Origin of the sequence: Clostridioides sp. ES-W-0016-02 (assembly GCF_020641035.1) — a bacterium.
Classification (GTDB): domain Bacteria; phylum Bacillota; class Clostridia; order Peptostreptococcales; family Peptostreptococcaceae; genus Clostridioides.
Map to the genome: position 1 here is coordinate 3,043,637 of NZ_CP061361.1, position 16,433 is coordinate 3,060,069.

The following is a 16,433-nucleotide window of genomic DNA, read 5'->3' on the forward strand; positions in this document are numbered from 1 at the left end:
TATTTAAATTATTCTTCAATACTGTTGCTTTTATTTCTCTTTGATAAATAAATATGTGCTATTATACCACCAATAACACCAACTAAACTTATCACTTGAGCCATTCTAAGTGGTCCTAACATTAAACTATCTGTTCTTAGTCCTTCTATAAAAAATCTTCCTATTGAATAAAGGGTTATATAAGTCACTATAACTTGTCCTTCGTATTTTTTATTTTTTCTAAACAATAATAAAACTATAAATATTCCAAAATCCCATATAGACTCATATAGAAAAGTTGGATGAACCTTTACTCCATCAACCATTATTCCCCATGGTAAATTAGTTGTACCTCCATGAGCTTCTCCGTTAATAAAGTTCCCCCATCTTCCTATAGCTTGTGCTAAAGGCATTCCAAGTATGACAGTATCAGCCATTTTTAAGAAATTAATATTTTTAAACTTAGTGTATATATAGCCAGCTAAGATTCCACCTATTAACCCTCCATGTATAGCAAGTCCGCCACCTCTGAAATTAAGTATTTGAAATAGATTTTGAGCATAATAACTCCAATTAAATATAACATAATATATTCTTGCACATATTAATCCAACAGGAATTGCTATGATAGCTATATTTAATACATCATCTTCTTTAAGCCCAACTCTTTTCGACTCTTTTATTGCTATTAAAGTTCCCAAAATCATGCCACTAGCCATAAGTATTCCATACCACATTATGTCTATCCCAAACAGTGTAAATGCTACTCTATCCATAACTCCACCTCTTTATCTTAATTAAAATATTTCCAAAGCAATACACCATGTTTACAATTAATTGTAATTATACTAAATTATGATAACATATTAATGTTAATTCTACAAAACATATTGATGTTGATTCTACAAATACTTAAAATATATTATACATGCTGTCTCAACAAAATTATGCATAAATTATTTACAAGCAAAGAAATTGGTGTATATTATACACCAATCTCTCTACAAATTTTTATTAATAATATTTAATTTTTACTAACTTAATTTGTATAAGTATATTCAACAAAATCACTTGCTACCTAAATAAAACAAGTATCAAAATTAACTATTTGGCCTTTAGCTACTTATTTGTAATATTCAAACGTTCTACTTAGGTTCTACAATAGAAATAACACAATACTCTTCTTTAAAGTGTTCTTTTAATCTCTCTTCAACTTCCTCAAAAGCAACATCCTTAATAATATCTAAATAATCCAATATATTTATATCTTTAAAGATATAAGATATAAAACTATTTCCTATAAAGTTTATAGAATCAAAACATTTAATAAATGAACCAATTTTTTTCTTTTTAGTTCTTTCAAACTCCTCTTTAGATAATCCTTCTTTTTTAGCTCTTTCTATATATTCAAGAATTATCTCTTTTACTTTTTTAGGTTCCTTAGAATCTCCAGCAATTACGCTAAAAGCATAGTCTACTTGAGATGAAAATCCAGCTCCAAAATTTTCATTTATTAGACCTTGCATATACAAATCTTCATAAAGTTTACTGCCCTTTTTAAATAACATACCTATAAGGATATCAGTTACAATTTCTTTACGTAAAAGTTCTTTTCCTTTTACACCTACATTATTATCTTTAAAACCTATGTTAAACATAGGTATAGATATAGGAAACTTTTCTATAACTTCTTTTTCCTTTACAGTTGCTGGTTCTTCAGGATAAAATCTTTCTATATTCTTAGAAAGTTTATCCACATCATAATTGTTTGCTTTTTTAGTTACATCTATTACCTTTTCTACATCCAAATCACCTACAACAAACAAAGCCATATTTCCTGGATTATAGAAAGTATTGTAACACTTATATAGTTCTTCCTTAGTTATCTTATATATACTATCTACTGTACCAGCTATATCAATTCTAGCAGGATAATTTACATACATAGCCTTTAGACAATTAAAATACACATTCCAGTCTGGATCATCATTGTACATTTTTATCTCTTGTGCTATTATACCTTTTTCCTTTTCAACATTTTCATCTGTAAAATAAGGTGTTTGAACATAATCAATTAAGTGCTCTAAACTTTCATAAAAATTTTCCGTAGCTGAAAATAAGTATGCTGTCATTGTAAAGTTAGTAAATGCATTTGCACTTACACCTAATTTAGAAAATTTTTCAAAAGCATCTCCTCCATCAGGTTGTTCAAACATCTTATGTTCTAAAAAATGTGCAATTCCTTCATTTACTCTAATCTTTTTATCTTCTCCTATTGGAATAAATTCTAAGTCATTTGAACCATAATTAGTAGCTAAAATAGCATATTTTTTTGTAAAGCCTCTCTTTGGCATAAAATATACATCTAAGCCATTTTGTAATTTTTCATAATAAACTTCTTCTCTTAATATATCATTAACTATTTTTTCCATAGACATCTCCTCCATTAATTTCTTAAAAAGTATACAATATCAAGTTCTATATCTTTTACAGCCTCAACTATATCTTTTTTAGTAACTTTCTCTATGCTAGATATTATGTCTTCTACTTCAGAATTTGTCTTTGCCATAGACTGAGAAAAAGCAAAATCAGACATTCCACCTATATTATCTGTTATAGATTTCATAGAGTTAACTAAAGCAAGCTTACTATTTTCTAACTCTTCATCAGATATATCTCCTGCTTTTAAACTTTCTAATTGTTCTTTTATTAATTTTACAGCTTTATCATAATCTTTAGTTTCTATTCCAGATGATATAAGCATAATACTTTTATACTTCTCTATTGAAGAGAAAATATAATAGCATAAGCTTTCCTTTTCTCTTACATTCACAAATAGTTTAGAGTGTGGACCACCACCTAATACATTACTTCCGACCACAAGGGCATAATATTTATCATTATCTACATAATCTACATTTGCTCTATACCCCATAACTAATTTACCTTGAGTTATTTCCATTTTTTCGTCTATTACTTTTACTTCATCTACATGTTTTATGAAATCTTCTTTTGGTATATCTATAATATCTTCTCTTTCGAATTTTAAATTCTTACTTATTATGTCTACAACCTTATCTTCATCAAAATTACCTTCTACAACTATGTCTATTGGAGATGTTTTAAGTATATTTCTATAATGCTCATATAGCTCTTTTGAAGTTATGTTATCTATTTCATCTTCGTAACCAAACTCACTTATACTGTATCTTTCATTTCCACACATAGCTTCTATACATTTATCTTGTGCATATTCTTTTTTATCATTTATTATTGATTGTATCTTATCTCTTAAATTTTCTTTTTCAATATTTAAATATTCTTCTTTAAATCCACCATCTACAACAAGTGTATTATTTATTACTTCATTAAAAAATTCTACTACTTCTTCAAATATATTTTCATCTAAATACTTTTCACTTATATTAATTATTTTAAAACTTAGTACTTGACGCTCTCCACGTTTTACAGCATCAGCTCCCATAGACGAACCATATAAATCATCTAGTTTATTGGATATTGCTCTGGCACTAGGATATTTTTCACTTCCACTTGCTATTATTGATGGTATCAAAGCATTTTTTGTAGTTTCTTTTTTATCCAACAATCTCTGAACATACAAACTTATAAGATTTGATTTAAACTTTTCTGTTTTTATCAAAGTCAAATTAATATTATTACCTAAATTTATTATTTTCTTAGTATTAACCATATGTACCTCCTATTTTTTATTTAAACATCAATTTTAAAATTGAAATTTATTCATTTTTTGATTGTATATACTTATATATAAAAACCTTCTATTTAATTATATCCTTTTTATTATTTTCTAAAAGTAATATTTTTATTTAAATTTAAATAAAAAGTTATTTAGAGCAATCTGCTTTAAAGTCTAGTTTACAAGCTTCATATATATGATGTATAATCAATATGTATGTCTATAATTAAAACAATTTTACAATCCCATAGATTGATTGTTTAAAGTTATATAAAGAATATAAAAAGAATAAGAGAGAGGACGATTAATATGAAATTAGGTATAGTTGGTTTACCAAATGTAGGTAAAAGCACACTATTTAACGCAATAACTCAAGCAGGCGCAGAATCTGCAAATTACCCTTTTTGTACAATAGACCCAAACGTTGGAGTTGTATCTGTTCCAGATGAAAGATTAGATAAACTAAAAGAATTGTACAACTCTGAAAAAATAGTTCCTACTGCTATAGAATTTTGTGACATAGCTGGTTTAGTTAGAGGTGCTTCTAAAGGAGAAGGCTTAGGAAATAAATTTTTATCACATATAAGAGAAGTTGATGCAATCGTACATGTTGTCAGATGTTTTGAAGATGAAAATGTTATACATGTAGATGGTTCTGTTGAACCACTTCGCGATATAGAAACTATAAATTTAGAATTAATTTTCTCTGATATAGAGATTCTTGAAAGAAGAATTCATAAAACTCAAAAAGCCGCTAAAGCTGATAAAACTTTAGTTTCTGAGCTTGATTTGTTAAATTCAATCATGGCTACTTTAGAAAATAGTAAGTGTGTAAGAACTATGCAATTTACAGAAGATGAACAAAGCTTTGTAAATTCATTAGATTTACTTACATCTAAACCTGTAATATACGCTGCAAATGTATCAGAAGATGATTTGGCAGATGATGGAGAAAGTAATAAGTATGTTCAACAAGTTAAAGTATTTGCAGAAACAGAAGATGCTGAAGTTGTTGTTGTATGTGCACAAATAGAAGCAGAAATTTCTGAACTTGATTCTGCTGAAGAAAAGAAAGAATTTTTAGAAACATTAGGGCTTGAACAATCAGGGCTTGATAAACTTATAAAATCATCTTATGCCTTACTTGGTCTAATTTCATTCTTAACAGCTGGTCCAAAAGAAGTCAGAGCATGGACTATAAAGATTGGAAGTAAAGCACCTCAAGCAGGAGGAAAGATACATTCTGACATAGAAAGAGGATTTATCAGGGCTGAAACAATTGCTTTTAATGATTTAGTTGAACATGGTACTATGGCAGCTGCAAAAGAAAAAGGATTAGTTAAATTAGAAGGTAAAGAATACATAGTTAAAGATGGAGATGTAATATTATTTAGATTTAATGTTTAAAATGCTTATTTATCTACAATCTTAACTATTGTATTACAATAAGAAAATTAGAATAATAGAAACTTCTATTATATTATAATAGCTATTTAGATTTTATAAAAAAGAGAGTTTTTCTAAATGATTTTTAAAAATCATAATAGAAGCTCTCTTTTTTATAGTATTCCCACAGAAATTATGATTGTCAACAATGACAGTACTTTACTGTAATCCCAAATACGCTTTCCACCAAAACAAGCTTTCTTTCATCATTTACCATTTCCCTAATTGTTATATTACTCAAAAATTTTCCTCCCTTAAGTACTTACATAATTGCTGATATTCTTATATTCACAAACTGCTACACTCAAATTAAAAACTTCTAGTCATGGAAAAATTATATCTCTTTTAGAAAATATTATATGCTCCATATAATGTAAAGTAATACTCTAAACCTAATTCATATTTTTATACCAAAGTATTTTTACATAAATAAAGTGAACTTTGACTATACAAAGTTCACTCTTCTTACAAATCTTTATTTCATTTTGTACTAAGTTTTTTAATTTGTACTCATACCTTCAATATCATTCCTATTTAATATCAACTTTTCGTATTCTTCTATTGGCATTGGTTTTGCAAATAAAAATCCTTGAGCCATATCACATCCTATAAATCTTAAAAACTCTGCTTGCTCTAAGGTTTCAACTCCCTCTGAAACAACTTTTATATCAAGTTGCTTTGCCATCTGAACAATGCTTGAAACCACAATTTGACTCTTTTTTGTATCTTCTACTGTTATAAAAAACTGTCTATCTAATTTCAATACATCAATTGGCATATCTTTAAGCATATTTAAAGAAGAATACCCTGAGCCAAAATCATCCATAGATATTTTAAATCCTACAGATTTTAAATTCTGCATTATTTTAAATAACATTTTTGTATTATCAAATATTGCACTCTCTGTTAGTTCAATTTCAATTAAATTTGGTTCAATATCATATTCTTTTGCAATGTTTTCAAACTTTTCTATAAAGTCTGGATTTTCAAGATGTACTCTTGATAAATTTACTGATATAGGAAATCTAGGTAAGCCTTCATTTTCCCAACGTTTAAAGTTTTTACAAACTTGAATAAATACAAACATATCCAATTCTGTTATAAAACCATTCTTTTCAAAAATAGGAATAAACACACCTGGACTTATTAATCCCTTTTTGGGATGTTGCCAACGTACAAGAGCTTCAGAACCTACTATTTTACCTGTAGATAATTCAATTTTAGGTTGCAAATACACCTTAAATTGTTCATTTTTTAAAGCATCGTGCATCTCTTGCTCAATATCACGTTCTTCTATAAGAGTTTCCTTTAAATTCTCAGCATAAATCTCATACACTTTTAAGTATTTTCTTTTTACTGTAGTCTTTGCAATCATAGCCTTATCAAGACAAGTAGATATATTTGTTTCTCCCTCTTCAATAAAATACACTCCTATAGATGGTATCAGATTAAGTTCTACATCTAAGCTAGTTTTTATCATAGATAATTTTTTACGCATAATTTCACATATCTCTATAACTGATTCTTTATCCTTCTTTTTTTCAAATATTATAGCAAAATTATCATTTGAAATTCTTGAAAATACAGACTCTTCTTTAAACATATTTTCAATCATCTCTGCAATTTTTCTTAATACTCTATCTCCCTCTTCATATCCAAATCTATCATTTACTAACTTAAATTTATCTATATCAAAATAAATTAAAACTAGATTCTTTTTCTCATGAGTGGATAAAAATTTACCACCTTCCAGATTAAATTTATTTGAATTTCCAATTCCTGTAATACTGTCTTTAAACGCAAATTCTTCTAACCTTTCCTTACTCTTTTTTTGCATAATCAAGATATAAATTATTAATGATGTAAATATCACAATTAAAACTATACATGCTGATAGTGTAAGTTTTATAATAGCATATGATTTTTCAGATACAGCAGTTCTAGGAACTTCAGAAAAAAGATACCAATCATTAATTCCTATTGGAGCATAACTTAAATAATATCCTTTTCCAGACATATTATAACTTAATGAACCTGATTTAGAATTTTTTATATTTAACTTCATATCATTAAGAGTAGATTTTGATAAGGTATTACTTTTATTTATATATGAAAATAAATTTTCCATATTAGAGTTTGCGTTTTTGCTACTTGGATTTAAAACAATATCACCATTACTATTAGCTATATAAGAATATCCTTTTCCATTAAAAGTTGGTACAGAGAGTATCTTTTCATATAACTTTGTACTATGTGTAGCAAATATAACACCAATAATCTTGTTCCCCTTATAAATTGGTACAGAGTACACATTAATGTCTTTATGATCTTTTATTACATCTTTTAACTTACCTGTTATGACTACTTCTCCTTGCATTGACTTGGAAAAATAATCTCTCTTAGAAAAATCTTCTACATAACCATCTGTAGTATATGCCATACCATCTGGTAGAATAACACCCATTCTTTTAAATGAACTATTTACAGATTCTCTTTTAAGTATTGAAATAATATTGTCCAATTCAAAAGATTCTTCTCCTTCAATATATATTGAAATTGATTGTAACAATTTTATATCGCCATTAATTTGTTTTTTTAACACATTGACACTTTGATTTGCTATTTCTGAAAGATATTGATTCGTTTCCTCACCTAGTGTCTTATTCAACTTTGAACCATAAATCAAACAGGAAATTGTAACTACTAAGATACTTATGATAGCAATTATGGACAAACCCTGCCTATTATTTTTTGCATCACCCAACATCACGCTTCCTGCCTTTCTGGAATCTATATGTATACAATTATTATTTTATATCAATTATTTTAACAATTTTGCGACAATACTTATTTTTCCATATTTACTGTAATTATACAAAATTATCAACTTTATTACAATAAAAAATTAATTAATATAGATAATACAATTTTAATAAATTATATTATCTATATTAAAGGTTACTAACATAATTTGCATTAATGTACACTACATAAAAAGAATATAATATCAAAATAATTTTGATATTATATTCTTAAAATATATATTTTATTAAATTTTCACCTTACATTTTACTTAAACATTCATTAGCAATCTCTTTATCATCAAAATGATGCTTAACCTTACCTATTATTTGGTAATTTTCATGCCCTTTACCTGTTATAATTACAACATCATCTTTCTTTGCCATACTTATAGCTTCTTCTATAGCTTGCTTTCTATCAGCAACAACATGATAATTTTTCTTTTCCTTATCTATTCCTTCAAGTATATCCTTTATTATTGCTTCTGGTTCTTCAGTTCTTGGATTATCAGAAGTTACAATACATATATCAGAATATTTTTGTCCAATAGCACCCATTAAAGGTCTCTTTTCAGTATCTCTATCTCCACCACATCCAAATACAGAAATTATTTTTCCTTCTGCAAATTGTTGTGTTGTCTTTAATACATTTTCAAGTGCATCAGGAGTATGAGCATAATCAACAATTACACTTATACCTTTATCGTTTGGTACAGTTTCAAACCTTCCTGATACTCCATTAGAAAGTCTAAGACCTTCTTTATATACTGGTTTAGGTATATCAAGTACATAACAAGCAGCTATAACAGCTAAAGTATTATATACTGTAAACATTCCTGGAACTGGTATAAATATAACTTCTTCATAAGAAGGAGTTATTAATCTATAAGATACACCATCTGAATCTGATTTTATATCTCTAGCCATAAAATCAGCATTAGTTTCAACTCCATATGTGTAACAAGGGACATCTATATCTTTTATATTTTCGTATATCTTTTTACCACCATCATCATCTATATTTATTATGTTTGCCATAGTAGTCTTAAAAAACAATTTTTCTTTAGCTTTTCTATAGTCTTCTAAATCTTTGTGAAAATCTAAATGGTCTGGTGTTAAGTTTGTGAATATTCCTAGTTTAAAGTCTGTTTCATCAACTCTATTTAGTGCTAATGAGTGTGATGAAACTTCCATAGCACAGTAATCACATCCATTATTTAACATATTATTAAAATGATATTGTAAATCTATACTTTCTGGAGTTGTTGAATTAGAAATAATGTCTTTTTCACCATCAAATATTTTTATAGTACCAATAAGACCAACTTTATTTTTATTCAAAGTTAATATTTCATTTAGTATAGTAGTTATACTAGTTTTTCCGTTAGTACCTGTAACTCCTATAACATTAAATTTTTGTGATGGATGATTATAAAAATTATCAGCTATCTTTGCCATATCTTCTCTTGTATTTTTTACTTTTATAAACGTATACCCTTTTATGTCTACATCTTCTTCAACAATAAAAGCTTTTGCTCCTTTGTTTATAGCATCTTTTATATATTTATGACCATCTGACACAAATCCTTTTATACATACAAATAATGTACCTTCTGTAACCTTTCTTGAATCATATTGTACACTATTAATATCTATATTTAATTCACCTTTGACACTGATTATATCCAACCCCTGTATAATATCATTTAATTTCATAAATGCTTTCCTCCCTTTAAACTCTTTTTGCTAAAATTACACTTCATGTAATATTATATTAAGAATTTTTTACTATGTGAATGGTTAAAAATGCTTGAAATATTGTAAAAAATGCTCTATAATTCTCTATAATATAATCTAAGAGAGGTCTTTTATGAAAATTACAGACAATAAAATTGGATACTTAAATGATAATTTTAAAATATTTAGTATCCGAGATAAAAAAGACATAGAATTTGAATACCATAATCACGATTTTAATAAGATAATTATATTTATAGATGGAAATGTAACTTATTTTGTTGAAGGAATTCCATATAAACTAAAACCTTGGGACATACTTTTTATTAGTAGTAATGAAATTCACAAACCAGTTATAGATTCAAATGTATTTTATGAAAGAATTGCAATATGGATTAGCCCAGAATTTATGAAAAAAAACAGTGATAATACTAGTGATTTAGAAAAATGTTTTAAGACAGCCACAGAAAATAAATGTAATCTATTGCGTTTAAAGATACATGACATCGAAGCACTCAAACTTTTTATTGAGCAAATAAATATTTCTGAATCTAGTAATGAATTTGGAAATGAAATACTGAGAAATACCTTGTTCATACAGCTTATGATATTTTTAAATAGAATTTTCTTAAAAAGCGAGAACATAGAATCTGTAGAAGATGTATTTTATGATGAAACTATAAAAAAAATATTAAACTATATAAACTTAAATATAGAGAATAAACTTTCTATAGACTGCATTGCATCTGAATTTTTTATAAGCAAATATTATCTCATGAGAAGATTTAAATCTCATACTGGAACATCCATACACAATTATATAATTCAAAAAAGACTGATTTTAGCTAAATCATTAATAACCAATGGACATCTTATGAGTGAAGTTTGTAGTAAATGTGGATTTAATGATTATTCTAGCTTTGTAAGGGCATTTAAAAAGTATTATGGTGTATCTCCTAAAAACTATCTAAACAATAAAAGCCCTTTAGATAGTAATTTGTTAGATGAATAAATAATTATTATAGATTTTATTTCAAGAAAAATTAGATGTATTAGTAAAATAGATATACTAGTACCTCTAATTGCTTGAAATATAAATCATATATTTTTATTAATTAAACTAAAATATATAAATTAAAATTATGCTTATATAATTACTAAAACTCATACAAGTTTTAAGTATATATACTGATGTGTCTATCCTATTTTTTCAATACTCTCTTTTAATATACTTACACGATTACTTTCTTTTGCTGTGACTTTTCCCTTTTTAATGTTTAGTTTTTGATTTTGTTCTAAATTAGTAAATACTACTGGGCTTATTGTTGATAAACCATTTTTTTCAATATATTCTAAATCCATATTAACCAGTTTATCACCCGATTTAACTTCATCTCCTACATTTACAAATACATCAAACCCATTTCCTTCTAAGTTTACAGTCTCTATACCTAAATGTATAAGTATTTCTACTCCAGTTTTTTTAGATTTGATTATTATTGCATGTTTAGTTGGAAATACAACTCCAATAGTTCCATCTACTGGTGAATAAATTAATCCATCATCAGATTTAATTGCAAAACCATCGCCCATTAATTTACTTGAAAATACAGAGTCTGGAACTTCTTCTATACCTAAGATTTCTCCATTTGTCAATGAATAAATTTCTTCTTCCACCAAAGTATTACCTATATTAGTGTTTTCTGTGTTATTATTTTTTTCCATTTTCTTTTTATCTATATTTTTAATATCAGTATTTTCAATCTTTACTTTTCCCTCTATTATATCTTTTATATTAGATTTTATTGCATCTGATTTTGGACCAAATATAGCTTGGACATTGTTTCCAATAACCATTACACCTGCTGCTCCAAGTGATTTCAACTTTTCTTTATCCACTTTATCTATATCATTTACAACTAATCTAAGTCTTGTTATACAAGCATCTAAACTTTTTAAATTTTCTTTATTTCCTAAAGCTATTAGTATTTCTGATGCTAACTCATCTTTTGAAATCTCACTAGTCTCCACATTAGACTCTGATTCATCTTCTCTTCCTGGCGTCTTTAGGTTAAACTTTCTTATCATAAATCTAAACACACTATAATATAATACTGCAAATCCAATACCTACTAAAATAGCTAGATACCATTGAGTTCTATTAGGAAGTACACCAAATAGCAAGAAATCTATTAATCCTCCTGAAAATGTGAATCCGATTTTAACTCCTAATAGTTGCATTACTGCATATGATAAACCTGAAAACAAACAATGTACTACAAATAATGCTGGTGCAACAAATAAAAATGCAAACTCTATTGGTTCAGTTATTCCTGTTAAAAAAGATGTAAGTGCAGCTGATACCATTATTCCTGCTACAAATTTTCTCTTTTCTGGCTTTGCTTCATGTACCATAGCAAGTGCTGCTGCTGGAAGACCAAACATCATAAACGGAAACGCCCCTGTCATAAAAGTACCTGCTGTGAAATTTACTCCATCTTTAAGTTGAGCAAAGAATATCTTTTGGTCACCCATTACAAGTTCACCTGCTTTGTTTACATATTCTCCAAATTGATACCAAAATGGATTATGGAAAACATGATGTAAACCAAATGGTATTAATAACCTTTCTAAAGACCCTTCCATAAATGCTGCTAATGTTTGATTTGCTTCTATAACATTTTTTGAAAAACTAAGTAATCCTTCTTGTATTGGTGGCCAAATAAATGATAATATAATTCCTATTACTATTGCTGTTAATGATGTAACAATAGGCACAAATCTTTTACCTGCAAAAAAACCTAAATATTGAGGTAGTTCAATTTTATAAAATTTTTTATAAAGATAAGCAGCCACTATGCCTATTATAATACCACCAAATACACCTGTTTGAATTGTTGGTATTCCAACAATACTTGCATACATAGAATTATCTATCATATCTTCTGTGACACCTGCCATAACACCCATAGACGTATTAAGGATTAAAAAACCTACTATAGCTGCCAATGCTGCTACACCTTCGCCTTCGGTTAGACCCACGGCTACACCAACTGCAAATATAAGTGGCAAGTTATTGAATATGATTTGCCCTGAACTTTCCATTATACTTATTATAAGTTGGAATGTAGGATTTGCTAGTGCTGGAAAATGAGCAAGTAACGCATCTCCTGCTAAAGCATTACTTACACCAAGCAATATACCTGCTGCTGGAAGTAATGCAACTGGTAACATTAAAGATTTTCCTACTTTTTGTAAAACACCAAATATTTTTTTCATTTACTTCTATCTCCTTATTATTTTATATTTTTTAAATAAAAAAGACTTAAGTTTATAAAAAATTACACTAGTAACTTTAATCCTAAAAATAAACCTCATGTTAATATAAATAAACCTATATCAACCTAATTTTAGAATTAAAAATAAACTGTTATAATTTTTTTATAAACCTAAGTCTTGCCTGCATTATCAGTAACAATCTTAATGTTTTAAAATTATTATATTGCTATTAAATTTTACATAATATCTTAAACACCGATATTGAATTTATATTTATTTAGTATGTTTATCATGAATTCAACACAGATATGACTCTTTTAATATGTAGTGTTAAATATAATAATTCATCTTGACTTACATAGTACTCATAGTTTTTCTCTACATGTGTCTTTATTTTATATGCACAATTATAGTCTTTTTCATACTTTATCTTGATTATATCTACAATATCATTATTAGTATCATTGATTTCCTCTCTTTTTACTAATCTATTTGCAAAAAATTTTAAGTGTGTAAGAAGTCTATCATAATTTATATCATCTTCTTTAAACTCAACTCTATAATAATATCTTATAATATTTAGTATGTCTTTTACAATTTTAGTAATTAACAGGGATTCCTTTGAACTGCCTTTATAATTTGAATTTACTATGTGCATAGCTATAAATCCTGCCTCATCTAAAGGAAACTCTACATTAAATTCTTTATTTATATAATCTACAGCCCATTTTCCAATTTCGTATTCTTTTTTGTGAATTCTTTTTATTTCATGTAGTAAATCATTTTTTATATTTATATTTTCATGATATCTTTTAATTGCAAATGCAATATGGTCAGTAAGTGCTACATATATGTACTCATAAAGTTCAGTATTTAAAATGCCTTCTGCATGAGCAATTACCTCTGTACTCACTTCAAAAAACTTCTCATCAACCTGGCTTGCTAATTTTCCAATTTTATCTATAAAACTTTCATCTTGTGTTACAAAGGTTCTTTCAATTTTACTTTTATCTACTTCTTGACCTTTCTTTTTTTGAAATCCTATTCCACATCCTGTTAGTATTAATTCTTTTTTTTGGTTTTCATCTAAAACTAACACAACATTATTATTGTAAATTTGTTGAATAATCATAATCAATATCTCTCCCAAAATACAATTTCCCTTATTCATAAAAAAACACCTAAATTAAGATACAATTCACCTGTATATCCTAACTTAGGTATTGCCTGCTTCCCAGTAACAATCCAATTTGTTAACGCTCATAAATATTGTATTCAATTTATAGCTTTATTCTATTATAAATGGATATCTATGTCAAGCAATTATTGAAAACTGTTTCCTATTTTTTAGTACCAATAAAATTTAAATCCTATACAGTTTATTTTTTTCATTCTATCATCATCATTTCATCATAGAGAATATTTTCCAATAGTTCTTTAGCTACGTCTCTTGATATTTGTTTGGTTTCAACTAGTTGTTGAATACTATCTCTTTCACTTTGTATTGCCATTAATCTATAGTATACTACTTTTGCTTCAAATTTCTCATCATTATGAATTTTTCTAGTTAGCCAATTTAGATAACGATTATAAAATCTAATTACTATTAATGATTCATGCCTATTATCTTCATTAATATTTTTATTTATAAATGATATAGCTGTCTTTGTAGAAAGTGCATATGCATGGTGAAACTCTTTAATTAGTTCCTTATTTTCAGATATTATTTTTGTAATCTTTTCTTTTACTTCTGTTTTTACCTTTCTATCTATAATCCACATACTTATTTTTAATTTTACAATCTTAAATATTGATTTTTGGACAGATTTTCTCGATTTTGTAATATAAAATCTATATAACTCAAATGCTCTACCAGAAATTTTTCCATCATTCAATAATTTATGAACAGCTATTAAGCCTTGATTATCTGCCTCTGCAATCATCATATTTATAATTTTGTTATCTGGAATATTTAATATACCCTTTTCTAAATCTACTAGCTGCTCATTTAAATCATGTATTACTGGCTGTACCTCTTGCGCTTTTTCATTGCTAAGTTTTAAAATAGCTTCTTTTAAAATTAATTTATATGCCTCTCTATCAGACAATAAGTCTTCTGACTTTTGTACATTCTTTTTTAATAGTACTGGCAATAAAACTGTTGCGAGTAATAAACTTATAAGTATGACTTCTGATGATATAAACAAAACAATATCTCTCATTGGAAACATATCTTTATTGTCTAGGTAAAATGGTATAGATAGAGCAGTTGCAAGTGTAAATGTACCATGAACACCACAAGTAGCAACTATTAATGAATATTTCCATCTAGAAGTATCATCTTTTTCAAATTCTTCATTCTTAAATCCTAAAAAACCTGTAAAGAAATTATTTAAAGGATTTTTCTTGATTTTTATAAAAGAACTGTGCCATAAATACACCCATACAAATCTTATAATAAATAATATAACTACAATTAAAATAGCAATAAAAGTTAAATTTAATGCTATATCTTCGTTGTTAGTGATAATTCCTTGATATATACCTGGCAACAAAAAACCAAGTAATGTAAAGACAAACCCATTCAGTACATACTCCAAAACATACCATGTATTATCTGATATTATTCTCAATTTAGTTGTTGTATTTTGTAAATGTTCTTTTTCGATTCCATGGGCTATACCTGCCATTACAACTGCTAAAATTCCAGATACCCCTAGCTCTTCTGACACAAAATACACAAAAAGTGGAGTCATTATCTGTATGACTATTACCATTGGTATTTCTTCTAAATTCCACTTGTGCAAATTAAGTCTTATTTTTATGATTATATATCCTAAAATACTTCCTACTATTATTCCTCCAAATGCAGTAATCAAAAATTGAATACTTGCTTCTTTTATTGAAAAAAAGCCTGTAACGGTAGCAAGTACTGCAACTTTAAATGCCACTACCCCTGCAGCATCATTTAATAGCGATTCTCCTTCAAGTATATTCATCATATTTTTAGGAAAATCTAAACCTTGTGTAATTGATTTTACTGCTACTAAATCAGTTGGAGATATTACTGCTGCCAAAGCGAATGAAACTGATAGTGGCATTTCAGGAATAAGAAAATGTATAAAAATCCCACCTGCAAATACTGTTGTTAAAACCAGTCCAAATGCAAGAAGTAAAATTGGTCTTCTAAGTTCTAATAATTCTCTTCTTGATACATTTTGACCTTCACTAAATAATAGTGGAGCTATGACACATATTACGAATATATCTGGACTAAACGAAAAGGAAAATTTAAATGGTAAAATAGACAATAAAACACCTAATACAATTTGATAAATTGCAAGAGGAATATTGCTCCATTTTTTACTAAGTATAGTTGAAATTATTGTACAGACCAACAAACCTAATAAAGTTACTAAAATTGACATATCTACATCTCTTTTCAATATATAATTTATAGATTAGACTTATAT

General features: G+C 27.1%; 10 protein-coding genes. 2 read left to right on the forward strand and 8 right to left on the reverse strand.

The features are described from left to right. Positions 1 to 8: 8 nt before the first annotated feature. The 3 genes from lgt to yfmF all read right to left on the reverse strand — a co-directional run bounded on the left by lgt (position 9) and on the right by yfmF (position 3,691). Positions 9 to 755, reverse strand: a complete 747-nt coding sequence (gene lgt, locus IC758_RS14435) for a prolipoprotein diacylglyceryl transferase (RefSeq protein WP_227432405.1) — start codon at positions 753 to 755, stop codon at positions 9 to 11. A 369-nt stretch (positions 756 to 1,124) separates the two neighbouring features. Continuing rightward, complete coding sequence (gene yfmH / locus IC758_RS14440) at positions 1,125 to 2,411, reverse strand: EF-P 5-aminopentanol modification-associated protein YfmH (RefSeq protein WP_227432404.1); 1,287 nt, start codon at positions 2,409 to 2,411, stop codon at positions 1,125 to 1,127. A 14-nt stretch (positions 2,412 to 2,425) separates the two neighbouring features. Further along, complete coding sequence (yfmF, locus tag IC758_RS14445; RefSeq protein ID WP_227432403.1) at positions 2,426 to 3,691, reverse strand: EF-P 5-aminopentanol modification-associated protein YfmF; 1,266 nt, start codon at positions 3,689 to 3,691, stop codon at positions 2,426 to 2,428. Positions 3,692 to 4,006: 315 nt separating this feature from the next. On the opposite strand from yfmF, the gene ychF reads away from it, so the two are divergent. Continuing rightward, a complete protein-coding gene (ychF, locus tag IC758_RS14450) occupies positions 4,007 to 5,104 on the forward strand; it encodes a redox-regulated ATPase YchF (protein ID WP_227432402.1) in 1,098 nt (365 codons plus the stop codon). 538 nt (positions 5,105 to 5,642) lie between these two features. Here ychF and IC758_RS14455 read toward each other — a convergent pair. Continuing rightward, positions 5,643 to 7,910, reverse strand: coding sequence for an EAL domain-containing protein (locus tag IC758_RS14455; protein WP_227432401.1), 2,268 nt, complete (start codon positions 7,908 to 7,910; stop codon positions 5,643 to 5,645). 295 nt (positions 7,911 to 8,205) lie between these two features. Continuing rightward, positions 8,206 to 9,660: a UDP-N-acetylmuramoyl-L-alanyl-D-glutamate--2,6-diaminopimelate ligase gene (locus IC758_RS14460; RefSeq protein WP_227860546.1), complete on the reverse strand. Its 1,455-nt coding sequence runs from the start codon at positions 9,658 to 9,660 to the stop codon at positions 8,206 to 8,208. 154 nt (positions 9,661 to 9,814) lie between these two features. Between IC758_RS14460 and IC758_RS14465 the strand changes: the two genes are divergently transcribed. Further along, positions 9,815 to 10,693, forward strand: coding sequence for an AraC family transcriptional regulator (locus IC758_RS14465; protein WP_227432399.1), 879 nt, complete (start codon positions 9,815 to 9,817; stop codon positions 10,691 to 10,693). 185 nt (positions 10,694 to 10,878) lie between these two features. Here IC758_RS14465 and ptsG read toward each other — a convergent pair whose 3' ends face one another. The 3 genes from ptsG to IC758_RS14480 all read right to left on the reverse strand — a co-directional run bounded on the left by ptsG (position 10,879) and on the right by IC758_RS14480 (position 16,388). Next, positions 10,879 to 12,960 (reverse strand): glucose-specific PTS transporter subunit IIBC, encoded by a 2,082-nt coding sequence (gene ptsG / locus IC758_RS14470; protein ID WP_227432398.1) that lies wholly within the window; start codon positions 12,958 to 12,960, stop codon positions 10,879 to 10,881. 289 nt (positions 12,961 to 13,249) lie between these two features. Next, complete coding sequence (licT, locus tag IC758_RS14475) at positions 13,250 to 14,092, reverse strand: BglG family transcription antiterminator LicT (RefSeq protein WP_227432397.1); 843 nt, start codon at positions 14,090 to 14,092, stop codon at positions 13,250 to 13,252. Positions 14,093 to 14,348: 256 nt separating this feature from the next. After that, positions 14,349 to 16,388 (reverse strand): cation:proton antiporter, encoded by a 2,040-nt coding sequence (locus IC758_RS14480; protein ID WP_227432396.1) that lies wholly within the window; start codon positions 16,386 to 16,388, stop codon positions 14,349 to 14,351. Positions 16,389 to 16,433: the final 45 nt, after the last annotated feature.